This is a genomic window from Caulobacter sp. 10L414, from assembly GCF_056395525.1.
In genome coordinates, this window is record NZ_JBFTJR010000023.1 from 1 (window position 1) to 21442 (window position 21442).

The 21442-nt window shown below is 68.3% G+C and carries 23 protein-coding genes, 1 tRNA gene and 1 riboswitch; of the genes, 11 read left to right on the top strand and 13 right to left on the bottom strand.

Annotated features, from left to right (window positions below):
* Positions 1-491 precede the first annotated feature (491 nt).
* Entirely contained in the window at positions 492-1754 is a 1263-nt protein-coding gene (gene clpX / locus AC1DCG_RS11095) for an ATP-dependent Clp protease ATP-binding subunit ClpX (RefSeq protein ID WP_165255910.1), read from the bottom strand.
* Between the two features lie 345 nt (positions 1755-2099).
* Between clpX and AC1DCG_RS11100 the strand changes: the two genes are divergently transcribed.
* Positions 2100-2759: an HAD-IB family hydrolase gene (locus tag AC1DCG_RS11100; RefSeq protein WP_477041485.1), complete on the top strand. Its 660-nt coding sequence runs from the start codon at positions 2100-2102 to the stop codon at positions 2757-2759.
* 32 nt (positions 2760-2791) lie between these two features.
* Here AC1DCG_RS11100 and AC1DCG_RS11105 read toward each other — a convergent pair whose 3' ends face one another.
* The 5 genes from AC1DCG_RS11105 to AC1DCG_RS11125 form a co-directional block, all read right to left on the bottom strand.
* Positions 2792-3325, bottom strand: a complete 534-nt coding sequence (locus AC1DCG_RS11105; RefSeq protein WP_477029114.1) for a Spy/CpxP family protein refolding chaperone — start codon at positions 3323-3325, stop codon at positions 2792-2794.
* Positions 3326-3473: 148 nt separating this feature from the next.
* A complete protein-coding gene (locus tag AC1DCG_RS11110) occupies positions 3474-3794 on the bottom strand; it encodes a hypothetical protein (RefSeq protein WP_477029115.1) in 321 nt (106 codons plus the stop codon).
* A gap of 113 nt (positions 3795-3907) precedes the next feature.
* Positions 3908-4537 carry an ATP-dependent Clp protease proteolytic subunit gene (locus AC1DCG_RS11115; RefSeq protein ID WP_165255918.1) on the bottom strand — a complete coding sequence of 210 codons (630 nt, stop codon included), beginning with the start codon at positions 4535-4537 and terminating at the stop codon, positions 3908-3910.
* Between the two features lie 183 nt (positions 4538-4720).
* A complete protein-coding gene (gene tig, locus AC1DCG_RS11120) occupies positions 4721-6079 on the bottom strand; it encodes a trigger factor (protein WP_276611501.1) in 1359 nt (452 codons plus the stop codon).
* Positions 6080-6255: 176 nt separating this feature from the next.
* Positions 6256-6340, bottom strand: a tRNA-Leu gene (locus AC1DCG_RS11125).
* Between the two features lie 295 nt (positions 6341-6635).
* Between AC1DCG_RS11125 and AC1DCG_RS11130 the strand changes: the two genes are divergently transcribed.
* Both AC1DCG_RS11130 and AC1DCG_RS11135 read left to right on the top strand, forming a co-directional pair.
* Complete coding sequence (locus AC1DCG_RS11130; RefSeq protein ID WP_477029116.1) at positions 6636-6812, top strand: hypothetical protein; 177 nt, start codon at positions 6636-6638, stop codon at positions 6810-6812.
* An 80-nt stretch (positions 6813-6892) separates the two neighbouring features.
* Positions 6893-6995, top strand: a riboswitch (SAM-I-IV-variant riboswitch).
* A gap of 47 nt (positions 6996-7042) precedes the next feature.
* The gene (locus AC1DCG_RS11135) at positions 7043-7960 is read left to right on the top strand and encodes a homoserine O-succinyltransferase (protein WP_477029117.1); all 918 of its coding nucleotides are present in this window, start codon (positions 7043-7045) and stop codon (positions 7958-7960) included.
* 15 nt (positions 7961-7975) lie between these two features.
* On the opposite strand, the gene AC1DCG_RS11140 is transcribed toward AC1DCG_RS11135, so the two are convergent.
* From AC1DCG_RS11140 to AC1DCG_RS11150, 3 genes are read right to left on the bottom strand one after another with little or no spacing between them, the layout of a single operon-like run.
* The gene (locus tag AC1DCG_RS11140) at positions 7976-9454 is read right to left on the bottom strand and encodes an NAD(P)H-hydrate dehydratase (protein ID WP_477029118.1); all 1479 of its coding nucleotides are present in this window, start codon (positions 9452-9454) and stop codon (positions 7976-7978) included.
* Positions 9455-9465: 11 nt separating this feature from the next.
* On the bottom strand, positions 9466-10035 hold the full coding sequence (locus AC1DCG_RS11145; protein ID WP_477029119.1) for a histidine phosphatase family protein: 570 nt from the start codon (positions 10033-10035) through the stop codon (positions 9466-9468).
* Positions 10035-11579: an acetyl-CoA acetyltransferase gene (locus AC1DCG_RS11150; protein WP_477036697.1), complete on the bottom strand. Its 1545-nt coding sequence runs from the start codon at positions 11577-11579 to the stop codon at positions 10035-10037. Before AC1DCG_RS11150 ends, AC1DCG_RS11145 begins: the two co-directional genes overlap by 1 nt.
* 246 nt (positions 11580-11825) lie before the next feature.
* On the opposite strand from AC1DCG_RS11150, the gene AC1DCG_RS11155 reads away from it, so the two are divergent.
* The 3 genes from AC1DCG_RS11155 to AC1DCG_RS11165 all read left to right on the top strand — a co-directional run bounded on the left by AC1DCG_RS11155 (position 11826) and on the right by AC1DCG_RS11165 (position 14048).
* Positions 11826-12164, top strand: a complete 339-nt coding sequence (locus AC1DCG_RS11155) for a P-II family nitrogen regulator (protein ID WP_116491509.1) — start codon at positions 11826-11828, stop codon at positions 12162-12164.
* Between the two features lie 46 nt (positions 12165-12210).
* The gene (gene glnA, locus AC1DCG_RS11160) at positions 12211-13620 is read left to right on the top strand and encodes a type I glutamate--ammonia ligase (protein ID WP_165255937.1); all 1410 of its coding nucleotides are present in this window, start codon (positions 12211-12213) and stop codon (positions 13618-13620) included.
* 74 nt (positions 13621-13694) lie between these two features.
* Complete coding sequence (locus AC1DCG_RS11165) at positions 13695-14048, top strand: GFA family protein (RefSeq protein ID WP_477036698.1); 354 nt, start codon at positions 13695-13697, stop codon at positions 14046-14048.
* Positions 14049-14097: 49 nt separating this feature from the next.
* Here the strand turns inward: AC1DCG_RS11165 and AC1DCG_RS11170 are convergent, their stop codons facing one another.
* The 4 genes from AC1DCG_RS11170 to AC1DCG_RS11185 form a co-directional block, all read right to left on the bottom strand.
* Positions 14098-14421 (bottom strand): hypothetical protein, encoded by a 324-nt coding sequence (locus AC1DCG_RS11170; protein ID WP_477029123.1) that lies wholly within the window; start codon positions 14419-14421, stop codon positions 14098-14100.
* A gap of 115 nt (positions 14422-14536) precedes the next feature.
* Positions 14537-15607: a ribosome small subunit-dependent GTPase A gene (gene rsgA / locus AC1DCG_RS11175; RefSeq protein ID WP_477041486.1), complete on the bottom strand. Its 1071-nt coding sequence runs from the start codon at positions 15605-15607 to the stop codon at positions 14537-14539.
* 113 nt (positions 15608-15720) lie between these two features.
* A complete protein-coding gene (locus AC1DCG_RS11180) occupies positions 15721-16011 on the bottom strand; it encodes a putative quinol monooxygenase (protein ID WP_205691476.1) in 291 nt (96 codons plus the stop codon).
* Positions 16012-16097: 86 nt separating this feature from the next.
* Positions 16098-16457 (bottom strand): Kazal-type serine protease inhibitor family protein, encoded by a 360-nt coding sequence (locus AC1DCG_RS11185; protein ID WP_165255947.1) that lies wholly within the window; start codon positions 16455-16457, stop codon positions 16098-16100.
* Between the two features lie 161 nt (positions 16458-16618).
* Between AC1DCG_RS11185 and AC1DCG_RS11190 the strand changes: the two genes are divergently transcribed.
* The 5 genes from AC1DCG_RS11190 to AC1DCG_RS11210 all read left to right on the top strand — a co-directional run bounded on the left by AC1DCG_RS11190 (position 16619) and on the right by AC1DCG_RS11210 (position 21360).
* Positions 16619-18082, top strand: a complete 1464-nt coding sequence (locus AC1DCG_RS11190; RefSeq protein WP_477036700.1) for an amidohydrolase — start codon at positions 16619-16621, stop codon at positions 18080-18082.
* Positions 18082-19437, top strand: coding sequence for an amidohydrolase family protein (locus tag AC1DCG_RS11195; protein WP_477029126.1), 1356 nt, complete (start codon positions 18082-18084; stop codon positions 19435-19437). Before AC1DCG_RS11190 ends, AC1DCG_RS11195 begins: the two co-directional genes overlap by 1 nt.
* Before the next feature lie 57 nt (positions 19438-19494).
* Positions 19495-19980 (top strand): GNAT family N-acetyltransferase, encoded by a 486-nt coding sequence (locus AC1DCG_RS11200; RefSeq protein WP_477029127.1) that lies wholly within the window; start codon positions 19495-19497, stop codon positions 19978-19980.
* Between the two features lie 3 nt (positions 19981-19983).
* Positions 19984-20634: a hypothetical protein gene (locus tag AC1DCG_RS11205; RefSeq protein ID WP_477029128.1), complete on the top strand. Its 651-nt coding sequence runs from the start codon at positions 19984-19986 to the stop codon at positions 20632-20634.
* A gap of 165 nt (positions 20635-20799) precedes the next feature.
* Positions 20800-21360 carry a hypothetical protein gene (locus tag AC1DCG_RS11210; RefSeq protein ID WP_477029129.1) on the top strand — a complete coding sequence of 187 codons (561 nt, stop codon included), beginning with the start codon at positions 20800-20802 and terminating at the stop codon, positions 21358-21360.
* The last annotated feature ends 82 nt before the right edge of the window (positions 21361-21442 follow it).

Genomic DNA, 21442 nt, shown 5'->3' on the forward strand with positions numbered 1-21442 from the left:
ATGCGGTCCTCGCCACGCTTGGGCCGGTACCAAGAGCCCTCCCCATGGCGGGGACGGCTTTGATTATGACCCGGGTTTCWGCSCGTCTGATTGAATTGGMTGAGAAAGTTGTAGGGCGTTGGATTGGCTTGGGATTTTTCGGCGAACGCCGGGGATCCACGCTGCTYTATCCCCGTCCGGCTCCTGTTCCTTCTCCCTGGAGGGAGAAGGCAGCCTGCGAAGCAGGTCGGWTGAGGGGTTAGGGACGGTCGACGGSGTGCCGGCACGCCGGTTGGCGGCGYAACCCCTCACCCTCCCAGGCTATCGCCTGGGCCCCTCCCTCTCCCCTCCGGGAGAGGGTTTGGAGGGCGATCCCATGCGTCCGGGAAGCTGAAAACGCCCCCCTCCGGCCCTTCGGGCTGCCTCCCCCAGAGGGGGGATCTGGACCGCAAACAAAAACGGCGGGTCCGTGGGGACCCGCCGTTCTGGTTTCAGCGAAGCGTCGCCGGCTTTTAGGCCGAGGCGGCGCCGCCCTTCTTTTCGGCGTAGATCAGCAGCGGCTGGGCCCGGCCTTCGACGACCTCGGCGTTGACCACCACTTCCTCGACGCCCTCGTAGTTGGGCAGTTCGAACATGGTCTCCAGCAGGATGCCTTCCATGATCGAGCGCAGGCCGCGGGCGCCGGTCTTGCGGGCGATGGCCTTCTTGGCGACCTGGTGCAGGGCGTCCTCGGTGAAGGTCAGGCCGATGTTCTCCATCTCGAACAGGCGCTGGTACTGCTTGACGAAGGCGTTCTTCGGCTCGGTCAGGATCTTCACCAGGGCGGCCTCATCGAGGTCTTCCAGGGTGGCGATCACCGGCAGACGGCCGATGAATTCCGGGATCAGGCCGAAGCGCTGCAGGTCGTCGGGCTCGACGCCGCGCAGGATCTCGCCGGTGCGACGGTCTTCCGGATCGGCGACCTTGGCGCCGAAGCCGATCGACTTGGCCGCGCCGCGGGCCGAGATGATGCGCTCGAGGCCCGCGAAGGCGCCGCCGCAGATGAACAGGATGTTCGTCGTGTCGACCTGCAGGAACTCCTGCTGCGGATGCTTGCGCCCGCCTTGCGGCGGCACGGAGGCGACGGTGCCTTCCATGATCTTCAGCAGGGCCTGCTGCACGCCTTCGCCCGACACGTCGCGGGTGATCGACGGGTTGTCGGACTTGCGGCTGATCTTGTCGATTTCGTCGATGTAGACGATGCCGCGCTGGGCGCGCTCGACGTTGTAGTCGGCGGCTTGCAGCAGCTTGAGCACGATGTTTTCGACGTCTTCGCCCACGTAACCGGCTTCGGTCAGGGTGGTGGCGTCGGCCATCGTGAACGGCACGTCGATGATTCGGGCCAGCGTCTGGGCCAGCAGGGTCTTACCCGTACCGGTCGGACCGACCAGAAGGATGTTCGACTTGGCCAGTTCCACGTCGTTGTTCTTCGAGGCGTGGTTCAGGCGCTTGTAGTGGTTGTGCACCGCGACCGCGAGCACCTTCTTGGCGTGACCTTGACCGATCACGTAGTCGTCCAGGACTTCGCAGATCTCGCGCGGCGTCGGAACGCCGTCCTTGGACTTCACGAAGGCGATCTTGTGCTCTTCACGGATGATATCCATGCAAAGCTCGACGCATTCATCGCAGATGAACACGGTGGGTCCGGCGATGAGCTTGCGCACTTCATGTTGGCTCTTTCCGCAGAAAGAACAGTACAGGGTGCTCTTGGCGTCGCCGCTGGCGGCTTTCGTCATGGTCGCTTCTCACGCTAGGGCGGATACGGCGAAAGCCGCTACCGCCGACTCCCAACGCGTATCCCGCCACCGAAGCAACAGGATACCCAACGGGAGTTGTCTAATCCTTGACATTCCCCGATCCGAACGCGCGGCACAAGCCTTGGAGCCCGTTTCCGGCGCCAAGTTCGTGGATGTTTCGGTTCTGACCATGGGATTCCATCCCTAGATGGGACGACTGTAGGCCAAAGCAAGCGATCGGTGGGCTGCGGAACATCGCCGCAGGCTCTAATCTTTCTGTAAGCGACCGGAATCGTGCTGCAAGCGGCGCCGCAAGAAGGAGTTCGCCCGGTGGGCGGAGACGAGATGGCCGAGATTCACGAAGCGTCGGAAGACGCTCACGCCCCGACGCACACCGAAGCGAGCCCACCTCTGGTGGCCTTCGACTTCGACGGCACCCTGACCGTGCGCGACAGCTTCACCGCCTTCCTGAAGTGGCGCGTCAGCAGCGGCCGCTGGACGATGGGCATGATCCGCCTGGCGCCGGCCGCCCTCTCCTACCTGTTCCACCGCKATCGCGGCCGCATCAAGGCCGCGGCCATCCGCGAGTTTCTGAAGGGCGTGCCCCAGGAGCGCCTCGAGGCCCAGGCCCGCACCTTCGCCGAGACTCACGCCCAGAGCCTGTTCCGCCCCGACGCCCTGGCGGTGTGGCGCCGCTGGCGGGCCCAGGGCGCCAGGATGGTGATCGTCACCGCCTCGCCCGACACGGTGGTGGCCCCGTTCGCCCGCGGCATCGGCGCCGACCTGCTGATCGGCACCAAGCTGGCCTACGACCTGAACGGCAAGGTGACCGGCGGCCTTTCGGGCCCCAACTGCCGCGGCCCCGAGAAGGTGGTGCGCCTGCGCGAGACCTTCGGCGAGCGCGTGAAGCTGGCCGCCGCCTATGGCGACACCTCGGGCGACACCGAGATGCTGGCCATCGCCCAGGAGCGCGGCTACCGGATCTTCAAGGGCAAGCCGGTCTGACGGCCCCCTCCCCTCCGGGGAGATCCTGATCCCTACTCCACGCTGGCGCCGGCCACGGCCAGGCCCGGCGCCTGGGTGCTCACCGACAGGCTGCCGATCGCCGAATAGGCCTGGTCGAAGACCGCGCGCTGATCGGCGTCGAGGGTCTTGTAGAAACGCCCCATCGCCTTCACCCGGCGCTGTTCGACGATCAGCTGCTCGCGCTGCAGGGCCAGGCCCGCACGGGCCTGGGCCAGGGGCGTCTCGTCCTGCGGCGCGGCGACGGCCAGGACGACGCCGGCCGGGCGGGCGCTGGAGGCCAGGATGAAGTCGCGCCAGCGCTCCTGCTGGGCCGGGGTCAGGGCCAGGTTCTGGCGCAGGGTGGCCAGGCCCGCCGTCACGCCGTCCTGCAGCAGCCGATCGGAGACGATCTGCTGCACCTGTTCGGGGCTGACCCCGACCCGCAGGGTGGCGATCCCATGGCGCGGGACCGGATCGGCCAGGCCCTGGGCGTTGGCGGCCGCGCCGGCCAGGGACAGGAAGGCCGCGAGGGCCGAGAACAGCGAAAGGCGGCGACGCGGGGTCATGGCCGGGCTCCGGAGCGTGAGGATCGTCATGGGATCCGTTGTCGCCGCCCCGCCCGGCCGATCTGGGGCCGGTTTGTTTCGCCTCTCCCCGCCGCCAGGCCAAACTCGGCCATAAAGGGCGCGGTGTTTTGCGGCCGGGCCGCGAACGCTACAGGAAGCGCTGGAACAGGTTGGCCGGCTTGAGCTTCACCTTGTCGGCCGAGGCCTTGCAGATGTAGCTGCCGCCGGGCGTCTTGCCGAACTTCTTCCAGCCGGCCTTGTGATAGACGCGCTTGTTCTGGACCCAGACCACCTCATCGCCCTTGCACCCGGCCTGGGCGCGCTGGACCGTCGAGAATTCGGTGATCAGGGCATCGCCCGCCCCAGCGCCGTTGGGGCAGAACATCGAGCACTGCGCCTGGGCCGGCGCAGCCGCCAGCAGCACGGCCGACGCGATAACGACGGCAAATGCCTTGGCTCGATTTCGCATGATCGCCCCCCGAGAGCGCCACCCTAGGTCGAACCGGAACGCCGCGCAACACGCACGAAAAAAGGCCGCCGGTCGCATGACCGGCGGCCCAATCATCTCGACGGTGCTTGCGCTTACGCGCCGGCTTCCGAGGCTTCGCGGCTCTCGTTGATGTGGTCGATCAGACCCCAGGCCTTGGCTTCCTCGGCGCTCATGAAGTTGTCGCGGTCCAGGTCGCGCTCGACTTCGTCATAGGTGCGGCCGCAGTGCTTGACGTAGATCTCGTTCAGGCGACGCTTGGTCTTCGAGATGTCCTCGGCGTGGCGCATGATGTCCGAGGCCTGGCCGCGGAAGCCGCCCGACGGCTGGTGGACCATGATGCGGGCGTTCGGCAGCGCGATGCGCTGGCCGGCGGCGCCGGCGCAGAGCAGCAGGCTGCCCATCGAGGCGGCCATGCCCATGCACACCGTCGTCACCGGGCTCTTGATGTATTGCATGGTGTCGTAGATCGCCAGGCCCGAGGTCACCACGCCGCCCGGCGAGTTGATGTACATGGCGATTTCCTTCTTGGGGTTCTCCGACTCCAGGAAGAGCAGCTGGGCGCAGATCAGCGAAGCCATGCCATCCTCGACCGGACCGGTCAGGAAGATGATCCGCTCCTTGAGCAGGCGCGAGAAGATGTCGAAGGCGCGCTCACCGCGGCTGGTCTGCTCGACCACCATCGGCACCAGGTTCATCGCCGTCTCGACCGGATCGTACATCATGTGGGGTTCGCCCTTCTCGAAATGTCTTTGCGGGCGCGAATCACCGCCGCGCCGCCGCTCCTGACGCATATCGCGTGGCGCTTAACAGGTTGCAAGGCGCCCGCCCCAAACGAAAATGCGCAAAAGAAAAGGCGCGGACCTTGCGATCCGCGCCTCTCGTTCGTTTCCCGAAGGAACGACGGCTTAGCCGCCGTAGCCTTCCGGCAGGTCGTCTTCTTCAAGGAGCTCTTCCTTGGAGACTTCCTTTTCCTCGACCTTGGCCTTGGCGAAGATCAGGTCGACGACCTTGTCTTCGTAGATCGGGGCGCGCAGCGAGGCCTGCAGGTCGGCGCGCTGGCGGTACATGTCGAACACCTGCTGGGCCTGGGCGCCGTACTGGCGGGCTTCGCGGACGATCGCTTCGTTCAGTTCCTGGTCGGTGACGACGACGTCGTTCTTGCGGCCGATCTCGGCGAGCACCAGACCCAGGCGCACGCGGCGCTCGGCGATCTTCTTGTACTCGTCCTGCAGCTGCTCTTCGGTCTTGTCGGCGTCTTCCGGCGGCAGGCCGCCTTGCGACTTGTCGGCCTGGACCTGTTGCCAGATGCCGGCGAACTCGGCGTCGACCATGCGCGGCGGCAGGGCGAAGTCGTGCTTGCTGTCCAGCACGTCCAGCAGGGCGCGCTTGAGCTTGAAGCGCGAGCTGTTGGCGTAGCGGCCTTCCAGGTTCGACTTCAGCAGGTCCTTCAGGGCGGCCAGGTCGGCCAGGCCCAGGCGCTTGGCCAGTTCGTCGTCGGCTTCGGCGTCGACCGGAGCGCGGACTTCCTTCACGGTGGTGGCGAACTCGGCGTCCTTACCGGCCAGCTCGGCGGCCTGGTAGTCCTCCGGGAACTTCACCTTCACGGTGACGACGTCTTCCGGCTTGGCGCCGACCAGTTGCTCTTCGAAGCCCGGGATGAACTGGCCCGAACCGAGCACCAGCTCGGCGTCGTTGGCCGTGCCGCCGGCGAAGGCGACACCGTCGATGGTGCCGACGAAGTCGATCAGCAGCTGGTCGCCGTCCTTGGCCTTCAGGCTCTTGCCCTTGCGCGGCTCGTAGGTGCGGGCCTGCTTGGCCAGCTCGGCCAGGGCCTCGTCGACTTCCGAGTCGGCGATCTTGTAGACCGGCTTGACCAGCTCGATCGAGGCCGGGTCGATCGGATCGAATTCCGGCATGATCTCGACGGCCAGTTCGAAGGCCAAGTCTTCGCCGCCGGCGATGACCTTGTCCATGTCGGACGTCGGCTTCAGGTCCGGCTGGCCGGCCGGACGCAGCTTGTTGTCGTCCAGGATCTTCTGGGTGGTCTCGTTGAGCGCCTGCTCGATGACTTCGCCCATCAGGCCCTTGCCGTACAGGCGGCGCACGTGCGCGGCCGGCACCTTGCCCGGACGGAAGCCCTTGACGTTCATCTGGGGCGCGACTTCGGCGATACGAGCCTCGAGACGCGTAGCCAGCTCACTCGCGGGCACCGTAACGCCGTAAACCCGGCTGAGGCCTTCGCCCGACTTTTCAACGATCTGCATCGACATTCTTAGCTTCTCGGATCCGGGCGCCCGCGCCCGTCGTCCGCCCCAGGGGTCAAAAAAATCATAGCCGCCCACGTCACCGGGGGCGGCGAAAGAGCGCCCTTATGTCACGACACTTCGCGTCGATCAAAGGGTATGGCGTCGCCGCGCGCAAAACGCTGCGCGCGGCGACATGGTGCGGATGAGAGGACTCGAACCTCCACGCCTCTCGGCGCTGGAACCTAAATCCAGTGCGTCTACCAGTTCCGCCACATCCGCGTGGGGGCGAGCCTTAGCCGTCGTCGCAAGAGATTTGAAGTCTCCGCGAAGAATTTTCACAATTGCGGAACTGCATTCGAACGACGTCGTTTTCTCCGTGTCCCGTCGAGCGTAACGCCACGAGACATTGACCGGCCCGGGCCTTGCCCCCCCGACTGACGCCCGGGCCGGTTTTCCCTCTCCTTACGGATCAGGTCAGGCGCGCCATTCGGTCACGCTTGAACTTTGGTGGATTCGCACGCAACCATTCCGCATCAGCGACGGTTAACTGCGCCATGGCGTAGGAGAACAGCGTATGCGGACGATCGAGGTCAACCAGACCGAGGCCGGGTGGGAAGTCACCTGCGACCATCAGGTGGTGTTCACCCATTCCCTGGAGCAGCGATCGTTCCAGGCCGCGCTCGACTACGGCAGCCGGCTGTTCGACGAGGGCGTTCGCGCCGAGATCGTCCTCCACCGCCTGGAAGCCTGATCCCCTCTCCCCTCGCCTGTCCGCTGCGCGAGCGCGACGTCGCGTCCCCTTGCGGTCGCGCGACCGGGCCTTTAAAGCCAAGCCTGCATCAAGAGTTGGGCTCGCCCAACGCCAACCTGCTTCCCGAGCAAGGTGGCGCCCCGTCGGGGGGATGCGGCCGCGACGGCAACGAAACGGGTGACCCCTAGAGCCGTCACGAGTCTTGGTTTTTCGACGGACGGACGCTGCCCATGCCCATCAAGATTCCCGACAACCTGCCGGCCCGCGCCTCGCTGGAAGCCGAGGGCCTGTCGCTGATGGCCGACACCGACGCCGCCCGCCAGGACATCCGCCCCCTTCGCATCGGCCTGCTGAACCTGATGCCCGACAAGCCCAGCACCGAGCGCCAGTTCGCGCGCCTGCTGGGCGCCAGCCCGCTGCAGATCGAGCTGTCGCTGATCCAGCTGTCCAGCCACTCGCCCAAGACCACCTCGGCCGAGCACATGCTGGCCTTCTACCGCACCTGGGAAGAGGTGCGGCGCGAGCGCTTCGACGGCCTGATCGTCACCGGCGCGCCGGTCGAGACCCTGCCGTTCGAGGAGGTCGGCTACTGGGACGAGCTGACCAGCATCTTCGACTGGGCGCAGACCCACGTCCACGCCGGCCTGGCCGTCTGCTGGGGCGCGCAGGCCGGGGTGAGGCACTTCCACGGCGTGCCCAAGCACGTGCTGTCGGCCAAGCGCTCGGGCGTGTTCCCGCACGCCAACCTGGCGCCGGCCTCGCCCTACCTGCGGGGCCTGGCCGACGAGATCGACATTCCGGTGTCGCGCTGGACCGAGGTGAGGCCCGAGGACCTGCCCGCCGACGGCTCGCTGCGGGTGCTGCTCGATTCGGAGGAATCGGGCCTGTGCCTGCTGGAGGACGCCCGCCGCCGCTGGCTCTACATGTTCAACCATCCAGAATACGAGACCGGCACCCTGGCGGCCGAATACGCCCGCGATCGCCTGATCGACCCCACCACGCCGCCGCCGGCCCACTATTTCCCGGCGAACGACCCGACCCGCGCGCCGCGCAACCGCTGGCGCAGCCATGCCCACCTGCTGTTCGGCAACTGGCTGAACGAGGTCTACCAGACCACGCCGTTCGAGCTGGAAGCGATCGGGGCGTAGTCGGACCGCCTTTTCCTAAGGGAGAGGCTTTCCGGACGAATCCCACAGCCGCTTGAGCACCATCGGCGCCAGGCCCGGCAGGTCCTCGGCGATCAGACCCGGTCCGTGCGCGGCCGCGCATTCGGCGTGGATCCAGGCCCCGGCGCAGGCGGCGTCGAAGCTGTCCATGCCCTGGGCGGCGAGGCCCGCGATGAAGCCCGCCAGCACATCGCCCGAGCCGGCCGTGGCGAGCCAGGGCGAGCCGTTGAGGTTGACGGCCGTGCGACCGTCAGGCGCGGCGATCACCGTATCGGGGCCCTTCAGCAGCACGATCGCGCCGGCCAGCCGCGCGGCCTCCCGGGCGGCGGCGATGCGCTCGGGCGAGCGTTTCAGCAGGCCGGGAAACAGGCGCCCGAACTCGCCCGCATGCGGGGTCATCACGTCGTCGCGGTCCAGACGGGCGAAAAGCTCGTCGGGCGCGTGGGCGAAGCTGGTCAGGGCGTCGGCGTCGACCACCAGGGCAGCCCCGGTGCCGGCCAGGGCGGTGAGGTTGCGCGCCGTCGCCTCGCCCACGCCGGCGGCCGGGCCGATCACGGCGGCGGCGGCGCGATCGGCCAGGACGGCGAGATCGGCGTCGGTCTCGAACGGCGCCAGCATGACGGCCTCGAGATGGGCGGCGTTGACCGCCAGAGCGCCCAGCGGCGACAGAAGGGTCACCACGCCCGCCCCGATCCGCAGTCCCGCCCGCGCCGACAGGCGGGCCGCGCCCGTGCTCCAGGCCTCGCCGCTGACCACCACCAGCCGCCCCCGGGCATGCTTGTGCGCCGTCTCGGAGGGCCAGGGAAAACGCGCGCCCCAGAGGCTGGGGTCGTTCTCCACGAGGTCGCCTGCGCCGGTCTCGGAAAGACCGATGTCGACCACCTCGACCTCGCCGCAGGCCGCGCGGCCCGGGGCCAGCACATGTGCGGGCTTGCGGCGATGGAAGGTGACGGTGAGCGCCGCGGCGAAAGCCTCGCCGCCCAGCGGCTCGCCGGTGTCGCCGTGGACGCCGCTGGGGGTGTCGATGGCGACGATGCGGGACGACAGCTCTCGCGCCGCGTGCGCCAGTTCTTCGGCCAGCCCTTCCAGCGGCCGCGACAGCCCCGCGCCGAACAGGGCGTCGACATAGAGTTCGCCCGGCGAGACAGCCGGGTTCAGGGGATGAACCTCGCCGCGCCAGCGCTCGGCCGCCCAGCGGCAGGAGGCCGAGGCCGGCGGCGCCAGGGCCTCGACCCGCACCGGCCAGCCACGCCGCTTCAGATGGCGGGCGATGACGTAGCCGTCGCCGCCGTTGTCGCCGGGACCGCACCAGATCACTACGGGACGACGCGTCCAGCGCGCGCGGATCGCCTCGGCCGCGCCCTTGCCGGCCCGCTCCATCAGGGTGGTCGCCGGCGCACCCGCCGCCACCGCCGCCGCATCGGCCGACCTCATCTCGCTGACGGTCATGACCTGGCGGGGGCCGGAGGGCGACATGGGCGGCTCCATCAAAGAACGCCGGTGGAGGCTTCCTTGCCTTTCTCGACCAGCCGCAGGCGGTTGTCGACGACTTCGAAGACCGTGACGCTGACATGGTCCGGCCGGAAGGCCATCACCGCCGCTGTTCCCTCGGCGGCCGAGACCGCGGCGTTCAGCGCGACGAAGTGGCTGAAGACGGCGCATCCCTCGTATCGCGCCAACGCGCCGGCGACCTGCGCCGTCCAGGCCAGATAGTCGCGGTCGCCCTGGATATCGGCCCAGTCGCCGGCGAAGGCCTGCCTGAGCCAGGCCGGACGCTCCTGCGGCGTCAGCGCGATGGGGGTCGGGATCTCGCCGACGGCCGGCTCGATCTCGACCGACACGCCCAGGATCGCGGCCAGCGGCGCGGCGGTCTCGCGGCACCGCCGCAGCGGCGAGGAGATCACCCGCCGGGGACGCTCTTCTTCCGGCAGGGCCGCCAGAACGGCGGCGACCGCCCTCGCCTGCTCCTGGCCGGCGGCGTCCAGGCCAGGATCCTCGTCATCGCCGCCCCAGGTCGAGGCCGGCTTGCCGTGTCGGATGACATGAACCCTGCCCATCAGGCGGCGTCCGGCGTGAACAGGTTGCGGACCCCGTCGGGGTCGGGGCCGACCACGCCCGTCCGCCCGACGCCTTCGCGACTTTCGAGATCGGCAAGGGTCGCCGCATCGTCCGGCGTATTGGCCACGAACCGCGCGCCGTCCGGCGTGCGGCCGATGACGACGCCCATCCGCGGCCCCTGGCGGGCATGGACGACGGTGTAGGTCTCGATGACGGCGCGACCTTGCGGCGCCTCGGCGATCGGCGGATGCGGCAGGGCGTCGATCTCTTTCTGGATCACGGCCGGATCCTCGCGCCGCCACTCCCCTTCGACCGGACGCGTGGAGTAGACGCCGACCGACTGCTTGGTCAGGAACCAGCCGTTGGCGGTCGACAGACCCCAGGCGCCCGGCCGCGCGCGCAACCGCTCCATCAGGCGCGCCACGGCGTGAAGGCTGTAGTTGTTTCCCGGCCCGCCGAAATAAGGCAGGCCGCCGGTGACGGTGAGGCCGCGCGGATCGTCGAGGGCCAGGCCCAGTTCCTCGGCCGCCACCTGCACCGCCGACGGGAAGCAGGAATAGAGGTCGATCACGTCGAGGTCGGCCAGATCGATCCCGGCCATGTCCAGCGCCCGCTTGCCGGTGAGGCGGATGGCCGGGCTGGAGTGGAAGTCCTGGCGCTGCAGCGGGTACCAGAGGTCGGCGGCGTCGGCGCAGCCGTGCAGGAACACCCAGCGGTCCTGCGGCACGCCCAGTTCGCGCGCCATGCCGACGCTGGCCACCAGCACCGCGGCCGACTGGTCCACCTCCATGATGGCGTTGAGGTACTTGGGGTAAGGATAGCCGACCATGCGGTTGCGCTCGGTCACTGTGACCAGTTCCTCTGGCGAACGCTCGACCGGGAACCAGGCCTCGGGATCGGCGGCGGCGACCTTCGTGAACGGCGAGAACAGCGCCCCGAGCCTGGCCTGGTGGTCGGCGAGGCCGCGGCCGTCGCGGGCCCGCAGCGCGTTCTCGAACAGGGGATAGGTGTTGACCGGATAGCCCAGGCCGTGGACGGCCTCCTGCCGGGTGACGCCCGGGCGCGGATCGCCGATGCGCATCGGCGCGCTGTCGATGTCGTCGGCCCAGCCCTCGAAGCCCAGGCCGTTCTTCATCCGCTTCATCAGCGAGCCGAGGAATTCGGTGCCCGTGACCATGCCCAGCCGCGACTCGCCGCGGGCTATGCGCTCGGCCAGGACGTTGATCGCCTGCTGGGGGCTGTTGCCGCCGGTCTCGGTGTAGACCGACCAGGCCGGATGCGCCCCGATCGCCCGCGCCAGGCTGGCCGGCGGATCCGACAGGCGGGGAAGCGGCAGTTTCGAAAGACCGCCCGGGGCGTCGATGCTGAACGCTACGACCGCCAGAGCGTCCAATTGCGCAAGAACCGTCCCCTGCAGCCCCGCGTCGGCGACAGCGCGTTTCGCCGCAATCTTCAGCAATTCCAGCGGCGAAGGCGAATTTTCAGCAGGACCGCGAAATGTGAACTGGCCCGCGCCGATCAAAACCGGCGTCTCGTTGCGCATGTTCACCCCCGTTCAAACGATCGTTTTCGCGATCCTAGGCGGCTATCGGGGCGCGACAAGGCCGTTTCCGGCCACAATTCCGAAATGCATATTTTTCGATCAAACAAAGCTCAAGACTCACTCATATGCCTGAATGCACGTCCGAACCGCGACAATCGCTGGAACCCCGGCTTGTAGCGCTCCGGGCGGCGTGATCCTTGCCGCTCAAAGTCAGAGGCCATGCGCCGTCGGGCGCGGAAGAGACCGATGAAAAAGATCGAAGCCGTCATCAAGCCGTTCAAGCTGGATGAGGTCAAAGAGGCGCTCCAGGACATGGGCGTCCAAGGGATGACCGTTCTGGAAGCCAAGGGCTACGGGCGCCAAAAGGGCCACACCGAGCTCTATCGCGGCGCCGAGTACGTCGTGGACTTCCTGCCCAAGATCAAGGTCGAGGTCGTCGTCGAGGACGGCCAGCTCGACGCCGCCCTTGAGGCGATCACCAACGCCGCCCGCACGGGCCGCATCGGCGACGGCAAGATCTTCGTCTCGGAGATCACCGAAGTCGTCCGCATCCGGACCGGTGAAACCGGTCCGTCCGCCGTCTGAACCACGGCCGCCTCCTCTCAGACTTTCTCGCTCAAAGGGGATATCAATGAGCACCGCCAAGGAAATCCTGGACCTGATCAAGGAAAAGGACGTGAAGTACGTCGACGTCCGCTTCACGGACGTTCGCGGCAAGCTGCAGCACGTCACCTTCGACATCGACCTGGTCGACGACGAGTTCCTGAACGACGGCACCATGTTCGACGGCTCGTCGATCGCCGGCTGGAAGGCCATCAACGAGTCGGACATGAAGCTGCGTCCGGACCTGACCTCGGCCATCATCGACCCGTTCTACCAGCAGACCACCCTGGCGCTGTTCTGCGACGTCGTGAACCCGGACGACGGCACCCCCTACAACCGTGACCCGCGCTCGATCGCCAAGGCCGCGCTGAACTACGTCAAGTCGGCCGGCGTGGGCGACACCGTCTACTTCGGCCCGGAAGCCGAATTCTTCATCTTCGACGACGTGCGCTGGTCGACCGCCCCGCACGACACCGGCTACTCGTACGACTCCACCGAACTGCCGGTGAACTCGGGCAAGGCCTATCCGGAAGGCAACATGGGCCACCGCCCGGGCCCCAAGGGCGGCTACTTCCCGGTGAACCCGGTCGACTCGGCCCAGGATCTGCGCGGCGAAATGCTGGCCGTCATGGGCGAGCTCGGCATGAAGCCGGAAAAGCACCACCACGAAGTGGCGCCGGCCCAGCACGAACTCGGCCTGAAGTTCGACACCATGGTCACCATGGCCGACCGCATGCAGCTGTACAAGTACGTGATCCACAACGTGGCCCACGCCTACGGCAAGACCGCCACCTTCATGGCCAAGCCGATGTTCGGCGACAACGGCTCGGGCATGCACGTGCACCAGTCGATCTGGCAGGACGGCAAGCCGCTGTTCGCCGGCGACAAGTACGCCGGTCTGAGCCAGGAATGCCTGTGGTACATCGGCGGCATCATCAAGCACGCCAAGGCCATCAACGCCTTCTCGAACTCGACCACCAACAGCTACAAGCGCCTGGTGCCGGGCTACGAAGCCCCGGTGAAGCTGGCCTACAGCTCGCGCAACCGCTCGGCCTCGATCCGCATCCCGCACGTCGACTCGCCGAAGGCCAAGCGCATCGAAGCCCGCTTCCCGGACCCGATGGGCAACCCCTACCTGACCTTCGTCGCCCTGCTGATGGCCGGCCTGGACGGCATCATCAACAAGATCGATCCGGGCGCGGCCGCCGACAAGAACCTCTACGACCTGCCGCCCCGCGAGCAGAAGAAGATCCCGGAAGTCTGCGGCTCGCTGCGCGAAGCCCTGGAAAACCTGGACAAGGACCGCGCCTTCCTGAAGGCCGGCGGCGTCATGGACGACGACTTCATCGACAGCTACATCGAGCTGAAGATGGAAGAAGTGATGCGTCTGCAACTGCACCCGCACCCGGTCGAATTCGAGATGTACTACAAGTGCTAAGCCGAAAGGCCTGAGGCACTTTGGGATCGGCCCGGGGCGCAAGCTCCGGGCCTTTTCTTTTGGAGAACAGCCAGATGATCCGCACCAGCTGCCACTGCGGGGCCGTGGGTTTTGCGATCGAGACCGCGCCGACCGAGGTGACGCAGTGCAACTGCTCGATCTGCCGACGCTACGGGGTGCTGTGGGCCTATTATCCGCTGGCCGCCGTGCGCCGCGCCGAGGACGGACCGACCGACACCTACGAGTGGGACGACCGCTCGATCGCCTTCCACCGCTGCCGGGCCTGCGGCTGCGTCACCCACTGGAGCTCCAACGACCCGGGGCGCGACAAGATCGGCATCAACGCGCGGCTGATGGAGCCGCAGGTGCTGGCCGCGGCGCGGGTGCGGCGGCTGGATGGGGCGGTCAGCGAGCAGTACGTGGACTGAGGAGCGCCCGGCTCCCCAGTCCTGTCGTTCAGATCAGGCTCGGGCCAGATCAGGCCTCGGCTTGGGCGATCCCGTCGCGGAACTCGTCGGCGGGAACGAACGAGGCGCCCTCCTCGTCCAGCACCCAGGCGCCCTTGAAGGCGGCGTGGGCCGGGTCGAGATCCTCGTCGAGCAGATCGCCCTCGTAGAGGCCGACATTGGTGTAGTCGAAGTCCAGCGACAGCTGGCTGGCGAGATCAAGCATCTCGTCGGCCATGCGGCGGGCGTAACCCAGGGCTTCGCTCTCGTTGGAGAACTCGTCCGTCAGGGTGTTCACCTCCGCTGAATCGCTGCCTTGGGTCGCGCTGGTGGTGACGATGGTGAAGGCCGGCATGGGTCATCTCTCGAAGGTGTTGACCCCCTCTCCTAATCCCATTCGCCAGGAAGAGCGGCCATATTTTGAAAGTCCATCCGTCGAGGGCGGCCGCTAGCGAAAGCCAGGTCCGGCCTCAAGCGCCCCCGCGGGCGTCCTTTCTGGCGGTGCGATAGGTCTTCTGGGCCTTGCCCAGGCGACGGCGCTCGGCGTCCTTGAAGGCCCGGGCCGCCTTGTCCTCGACCGCGGCCAGCTCCTGGGCGAGCTTGCGGAAGTGCTCCCAGCGCTTGGGGTCGAGCTCGCCGCTCTGGATGGCGCCCTGCACCGCGCAGCCGGGTTCGCCCGTGTGGCTGCAGTCGCCGAACTTGCAGGTCTCCGCCAGCCGCTCGATGTCGTCGAACACCTGGTTCACGCCCTCGTCGGCTTCGACCAGCCCCACCTCGCGCACGCCGGGCGTGTCGATGATCAGGCCGCCGCCGGGCAGCAGCGCCAGCTCCCGGTGGCTGGTGGTGTGGCGACCGCGGTCATCGGCCTCGCGGATGTCCTGGGTGGCCATGCGCTGCTCGCCCAGCAGCGTATTGACCAGGGTGGACTTGCCGACCCCGGAAGAGCCGAGCAGGACGCAGGTCTCGCCGGGGGCCAGGTGGGCCAGCAGGGCGTCCAGGCCCAGCCTCTCGCGCGCCGACACGATGACGACCGGGCAGCCGGCGGCCAGGGCCTCGACCTCGGCGGCGAGCGACGCCGCCTCGGCGCAGATGTCCGACTTGGTCAGCACGACCACGGGGCGCGCGCCGCTCTGCCAGGCGGCGGCCAGGTAGCGTTCGATGCGGCGCGGATTGAGGTCGCCGTTCATCGAGGTGACGATGAAGGCCAGATCGACATTGGCGGCGACCACCTGCGGGGTCTGCACGCTGTCGGCGGCCCGGCGGACCAGGGCGGTGCGGCGCGGCAGGACGGCCTGGATGGTCGCGGTGCGTTCGGCCTGGTTCACCGACAGCGCCACCCAGTCGCCCACCGCCGGGTGGCCGGCCTCCTTGGCCTCATGGCGCAGGCGGCCGGAAAGCTTGGCGCGCACCTCGCCCTCGGGCGTGACCGCCAGATAGCCGTTCCGCTGCTGGACGACGACGCGACCAACCGCATGACCCGCGCGCTCATGAGGCTTGAAAGCCTCGGCCAGCAGATCAGACCATCCATATCGCTCGATCAAGTTGGGCTTCCATGCGCGGACCTAGGCATCATCGCCCCGCCTAGCAGCAAAACGACACGCGCCGGAAGGCCGATCGCGACAAGCCGCAGAATACGACCGTTCCCGCCGCAGACCTACAGCCCCACCCCGCCCACCGGCGTCGTCTCGAACCGATGGCCGAAGCCGGCGATGATCGGGCGGGCCTTGGCGATGGCCGCCTGCACCGAAGGCAATTTCAGCGAGGCGGCGTGGCTTTCCTTGTCGGTCCAGACCTCGGTGATCCAGATCGCGTCGGCGTCGGTCGGGTCAAGCGCCAGGATGTAGGACAGGCAGCCGGGCATGGCGCCCGTGCCCTCCTTCAGGATCGCCACGAGGTCGTCGCGCTTGCCGGGGGCGGCCTTCATCTGGCCGATCAGTCCGTACATCGTCTTGTCTCCAGCAGCAGCAGCGAGCGATGGGGCCAAAGCCGCCGCCGCGCCGCCGATCATGGCCTGCCTGCGGTCCATTTGCGTCAGGAGGCCTTGCACTCGCCCTCGTGGGCGACGCTGACGCCCTGGCCGGCCGCGCTGCAGGCGTTGCCGTAGGTCTTGCCGTCGCAGCCGCAGACGGGGCGGTAGTCCATGGTGCAGACCTGCGGACGCTTGCGGCAGATCCCCGAAGCGTCGGCGACGGTCTTGCAGGCCCCGACCGGCATGACGCAGGACAGGCCCTCGCCGCACTGGAAGCCGGCGATCCCGCCGCACATGCCGCCTTCGGCGACCGGGGCGCGCGACATCGGGGGCGGCGCCCCCGTGGAGGGGCCGGCAGGCTGCCCCGCGCAGGCGCTGATCAGGAGAGCGGCCGCCAGGCCGAGCCAGGGACGCAGGCGCATCGTGTTCCTCCCAAGCGGATTCGACCGCAGGTCGCGATCCTCGCACGAAGCACGCGCGACAGACAAACGCCACGATCCGGGAAAAATGGGGCGCCGCGCTGCTTGATCAGGGGTCTGAATTGGTCTGTCCTCGCGGCCTCTTCGAGAGTCGGGGAAAATTGATGACACGATGGGGTACGACGGCCGCGGCCGTCAGTCTGCTCGCGCTGGGGCTTTCGGCCTGCGCCACGACCGGAACGACGGCCAAGCCTGAGACGTCGGCCAAGCCGGCCGAAAAGGCCGAAGCCAAGCCGCTGCCCAAGGGGCTGGACGGGCAGGCCTCGTCGGGCTTCCCGTCGACCTATGTCGCCCTGCCCTCGCGCCCGACGGCCTTCGTCGGCGCCACGGTGCTGACGGCAGCCGGCCAGCAGATCGAGAACGGCGTGGTCGTCGTGCAGGACGGCAAGATCATCGCCGTCGGCGGCCCCGAGACCGCCATCCCGGCCGGCGTCACGACCATCGACGCCAAGGGCAAGTGGATCACGCCCGGCATCATCGACTCCCATAGCCACCTGGGCGTCTATCCCTCGCCCGGCGTTTCGGCCAAGTCGGACGGCAACGAGGCCACCGACCCCAACACCGCCCAGGTCTGGGCCGAGCACTCGGTGTGGCCGCAGGATCCGGGCTTCAACCGCGCCCGCGCCGGCGGGGTCACCACCCTGCAGATCCTCCCCGGCAGCGCCAACCTGTTCGGCGGCCGCTCGGTGACGCTGAAGAACGTGCCCTCGACCACCATGCAGGGCATGAAGTTCCCCGGCGCGCCCTACGGCCTGAAGATGGCCTGCGGCGAAAACCCCAAGCGCGTCTATGGCGGCAAGGGCCGCACGCCCTCGACGGCGATGGGCAACGTCTTCGGCTATCGCAAGGCCTGGATCGACGCGGCCGACTACGCCCGCAAGTGGGACGACTACCGCGCCAAGAAGGAAAAGGGCGAGAAGGCCGACGCCCCCAAGCGCGACCTGCAGCTGGAAACCCTGGCCGGCGTGCTCAAGGGTGAGATCCTGGTCCAGAACCACTGCTACCGCGGCGACGAGATGGCCGTGATGATCGATGTGGCTAAGGAGTTCGGCTACAAGATCACCATGTTCCACCACGCGGTGGAGAGCTACAAGGTCGCCCCCTTGCTGGCCAAGGAAGGCATCTGCTCGGCCACCTGGGCCTCGTGGACCGGCTTCAAGATGGAAAGCCTGGACGGCGTCGACTCCAACGCCGCCATGGTCTGGAAGGCCGGCGCCTGCGTCGTCATCCACTCCGACGACCCGATCATGACCCAGCGCCTCAACCAGGAGGCCGCGATCGCCATGACCGCGGGCAACAAGATCGGCTACGGCATCACCCGCGCCGAGGCCATCAAGTGGATCACGGCCAATCCGGCCAAGGCCATGGGCATCGCCGACAAGACCGGCAGCCTGGAAGTGGGCAAGGCCGGCGACATCGTGGTCTGGAACCGCGACCCGTTCAGCGTCTACGCCCAGGCCGAGCAGGTCTATATCGACGGCGCCCTGACCTACGACCGCAACGACAAGCGCTATCAGCCCAAGTCCGACTTCGAGCTCGGCCAGCCCGGCCAGGGAGCGTTCAACTGATGATCCGGTCCATCCTCTTCGCCGGCGCCGCCCTGTGCGCCGTCACGGCCGGCTCGGCCAGCGCCCAGACCTTCGCCATCGTCAACGCCCGCATCGAACCGGTGTCGAGCGCGGCGATCCCGTCGGGAACCATCCTGGTGCAGAACGGCAAGATCGCCGCCCTCGGCGCCAATGTCGCCGTGCCGGCCGGCGTGACGACGATCGACGCCAAGGGCGGGGTCGTGACCCCGGGCCTGGTCGCCCCGTCGTCGAACATCAGCGCCTCTGAGATCGGCGGCGTGCGGGAGACGCGTGACGACGGCACCGGCAGCTCGCTGTCGGCCGGCTTCGACATCGCCTACAGCGTCAATCCGGCCTCGCCGATGATCGGCCTGGCCCGCGACGGCGGCGTCACCAGCTCGGCCGTGACCCCGGTGCTGTCGGGCGTCGGCGGCGGATCCCACGAGCACGCCGACGACGGCGTGGTCGAGGAGATGACCGCCGGCAAGGACGGCGGCGGCGATCCCCCGCTGTTCGGCGGCCAGGCGGCGTTCGTGCGCCTCAAGGCCGGCGAAGCCGACATCGTCTCCAAGTCGAAGACCGCCGTGACCCTGTCGCTGGGCGAAGCCGGGGCCCGCGCGGCCGGCGGCTCGCGCGGCGCGGCGATCGTGCTGGTCAAGTCGGCCCTGCAGGACGCCCGCGCGTTCGCCAGGAACCGCGCCGCCTTCGAACAGGGCGCCACGCGCGACTACGGCCTCTCGCGCCTCGACCTCGAGGCCCTGGTTCCGGTCGTGCAGGGCAAGACCCCGCTGCTGATCCGCGCCCACCGCGCCTCCGACATCCGCCTGGCCCTCAAGCTGGCGGCCGAGGAGAAGATCAAGATCGTGCTGGAAGGCGCCGAGGAAGGCTGGCTGTTGGCCGGCGAGATCGCCAAGGCCGGCGTGCCGGTGATCGTCGACACCCAGGCCGACCTGCCCGACAGCTTCGAGACCCTGGGCTCGCGCCTCGACAACGCCGCCCGCCTGAACGCGGCCGGCGTCACCGTGGCGATCAACGGCGCGCGGGACTTCAACAACCTGCGCCAGGAGCGCCTGAACGCAGGCCTGGCCGTCGCCAACGGCCTGCCCTACCCGGCGGCCCTGGCGGCGATCACCCTGACGCCGGCCAGGATCTGGGGCATGGCCGACCAGATCGGCTCGCTGGACGTCGGCAAGACCGCCGACCTGGTGCTCTGGACCGGCGATCCGCTGGAAACCACGACCTGGGCCGACAAGGTCTTCGTCGGCGGCGTCGAGCAGCCGGCCGACAGCCGCCAGAGCCAGCTGCGCGACCGCTACGCGGCGGGCGACAACGGCCTGCCCCCGGCCTACCGCTAGGACGACCAGACGGCCCGCCTCCCACCGGAGGCGGGCCGTCGCTTTTCGAGGGAAGAGATGGAAGCCGCCACCATCGTCATCCGCCCCTACCGGGCCGACGATGCGCACAGCATGGCCCGGCTCTACTACGACGCCGTCCGCGCCCTGGGGCCGCGTGGCTACTCGCCGGCCCAGGTGGCCGCCTGGGCGCCGCGGCCGCTCGACCCGATCGACGTCATGAACCGCGCCGCCGACGGCCGCACGACCTTTGTCGCCGCCGACGCCGGCGATCAGGCCGTGGCCTATGTCGACCTTGAGGCCGACGGCCATGTCGACCACCTCTATTGCCACCCAGACTTCGTCGGCCAAGGCGTCGCTTCGCGCCTTCTGGAGACGGTGATCCGACACGCTGTCGAGCACGGCCTAGCCGCCCTCTACGTCGAAGCCAGCGAGCTGGCCCGGCCGGTGTTCGAGCGCCATGGCTTCACCGTGACCAGGCGGCGGGAGTTCGAGGTGCGGGGCGTGCCGATCCACAACTACGCCATGCGGCGCGAACTGGCCTGAACCGTGCCGGTTTTTGTTCACCTGACCCGCCACGACAACGTCGCCGCCATTCGGCGCGGCGGCATAGCGCCCGGAAAGCTGACCAGACAGGTCTACGCCATGCCGGTGACCCGCAACTTCCAGATCTCGCACCAATGGCTGCGCGAACTGCGCGGCGGGGCGGGCGGCACGATGATCGCCGTCTACTTCCGCGTCCCCGACGACGAAGCCGTCGAGATCGGCCACTACGGCAGCCCCCGGCAGCGGGTGACGGCCGCCCAGGCCGTGGCGATCATGCTGGCGGCGGAAACCGTCGATCCGACCACGGCCCGCGCGGCCGACGACCGGTCGAGGGCCGTGAAGGCCGGCAAGCGCCTGCCCAGCTCTCCCGAGGGCTTCGAAGTGCTGCTCTCGCGCCGAATCCTGCCCTCGGAAATCCTGCGGGTGAAGGTTCCGCCGCAGGTCGTGGGCTGGCGCCACCGCCCCGGGTCCAATGGCGCACCGCCTTGCTTCTGTATCTGCTGCGAGCGCGGCCGACCAGGCGTCGGCAAGCTGCTGCGTACGGTCGAGGAGGCCGAGGCCAGGGGCCGCCCGGTCAAGGCGACGGTCTTCGGCCGCGACGAGCGCTCTTTCGCGCGGGTGGAACGCCTGAAGGCCGCGCGGACAAAGGACTGAGCGCCTCGCCCCTTCTAGACCAAGGTCTAGCCGCCCCCTCCCCATGCCTTCGCGCGGCAAACCCATGGATGGATACCGCCGCGACGTCTCCGCGCCGACAGTCATCGCGTCGCCCGGCGGGCTCATCCGGAGCCTCGGGCAAGCTTTCCACGACTGGAGACGGCAATGTCGGACATCATCATCACGGACAAGCAACTGTCGGCCTCGGCCTATACGGCGGTCATCAACGCGCCGATCGAGACGATCGACATCGCCGAGTGGCTGTTCAGCCTGCCCGAGGCCGAATACCAGCGCTGCTGCGCGCCCGACCACATCTCGGCCGGGGCCACCTTCACCGACGACGGCCGGCGCATGTCGATCAATGTCGAGATGATCGGCCAGACCCTGATGGTGCAGCACTACGTGGCCGAGATCGCCACCCCGACCCTGTGCAAGATGGTGTCGACCTCGGACGCCTTCACCCCGAACGGCCGCACGCGCGTGCAGGTGATCTGGACGCTGAGCGCCAGGAAGATCGACGAGGCGACCTGCGAGTACACCAACAGCGTGGTCGCCCACCCGACGCAGGCCTTCCTCGACTTCATCGACAAGCACTGCATGCCGTTCGCGGACGCCGCCGACGCCCGTCAGCGGGACGGCGGCGACCACAACAGCCGCGAGACGCCGCTGTTCGCCGCCAGCATCGAGCGCCGCGCCCTGGCCCGCATGGCGGCCAAGGCGGCTTGAGGCGGGCATTCAAACTCGGTGCGTGATCCTCGTCCTTCGACAAGCTCAGGACGAGGATCATTGACAGGCTCGGGAAGTAGAA

Bases quoted from the DNA above. Each gene is read 5' to 3' on its own strand.
- clpX (WP_165255910.1), bottom strand. From the start codon at position 1,754: ATGACGAAAGCCGCCAGCGGCGACGCCAAGAGCACCCTGTACTGTTCT.
- AC1DCG_RS11105 (WP_477029114.1), bottom strand. From the start codon at position 3,325: ATGACCCCGCGTCGCCGCCTTTCGCTGTTCTCGGCCCTCGCGGCCTTC.
- AC1DCG_RS11110 (WP_477029115.1), bottom strand. From the start codon at position 3,794: ATGCGAAATCGAGCCAAGGCATTTGCCGTCGTTATCGCGTCGGCCGTG.
- AC1DCG_RS11115 (WP_165255918.1), bottom strand. From the start codon at position 4,537: ATGATGTACGATCCGGTCGAGACGGCGATGAACCTGGTGCCGATGGTG.
- tig (WP_276611501.1), bottom strand. From the start codon at position 6,079: ATGCAGATCGTTGAAAAGTCGGGCGAAGGCCTCAGCCGGGTTTACGGC.
- AC1DCG_RS11130 (WP_477029116.1), top strand. From the start codon at position 6,636: ATGCGGACGATCGAGGTCAACCAGACCGAGGCCGGGTGGGAAGTCACC.
- AC1DCG_RS11135 (WP_477029117.1), top strand. From the start codon at position 7,043: ATGCCCATCAAGATTCCCGACAACCTGCCGGCCCGCGCCTCGCTGGAA.
- AC1DCG_RS11140 (WP_477029118.1), bottom strand. From the start codon at position 9,454: ATGTCGCCCTCCGGCCCCCGCCAGGTCATGACCGTCAGCGAGATGAGG.
- AC1DCG_RS11145 (WP_477029119.1), bottom strand. From the start codon at position 10,035: ATGGGCAGGGTTCATGTCATCCGACACGGCAAGCCGGCCTCGACCTGG.
- AC1DCG_RS11150 (WP_477036697.1), bottom strand. From the start codon at position 11,579: ATGCGCAACGAGACGCCGGTTTTGATCGGCGCGGGCCAGTTCACATTT.
- AC1DCG_RS11155 (WP_116491509.1), top strand. From the start codon at position 11,826: ATGAAAAAGATCGAAGCCGTCATCAAGCCGTTCAAGCTGGATGAGGTC.
- glnA (WP_165255937.1), top strand. From the start codon at position 12,211: ATGAGCACCGCCAAGGAAATCCTGGACCTGATCAAGGAAAAGGACGTG.
- AC1DCG_RS11165 (WP_477036698.1), top strand. From the start codon at position 13,695: ATGATCCGCACCAGCTGCCACTGCGGGGCCGTGGGTTTTGCGATCGAG.
- AC1DCG_RS11170 (WP_477029123.1), bottom strand. From the start codon at position 14,421: ATGCCGGCCTTCACCATCGTCACCACCAGCGCGACCCAAGGCAGCGAT.
- AC1DCG_RS11180 (WP_205691476.1), bottom strand. From the start codon at position 16,011: ATGTACGGACTGATCGGCCAGATGAAGGCCGCCCCCGGCAAGCGCGAC.
- AC1DCG_RS11185 (WP_165255947.1), bottom strand. From the start codon at position 16,457: ATGCGCCTGCGTCCCTGGCTCGGCCTGGCGGCCGCTCTCCTGATCAGC.
- AC1DCG_RS11190 (WP_477036700.1), top strand. From the start codon at position 16,619: ATGACACGATGGGGTACGACGGCCGCGGCCGTCAGTCTGCTCGCGCTG.
- AC1DCG_RS11195 (WP_477029126.1), top strand. From the start codon at position 18,082: ATGATCCGGTCCATCCTCTTCGCCGGCGCCGCCCTGTGCGCCGTCACG.
- AC1DCG_RS11200 (WP_477029127.1), top strand. From the start codon at position 19,495: ATGGAAGCCGCCACCATCGTCATCCGCCCCTACCGGGCCGACGATGCG.
- AC1DCG_RS11210 (WP_477029129.1), top strand. From the start codon at position 20,800: ATGTCGGACATCATCATCACGGACAAGCAACTGTCGGCCTCGGCCTAT.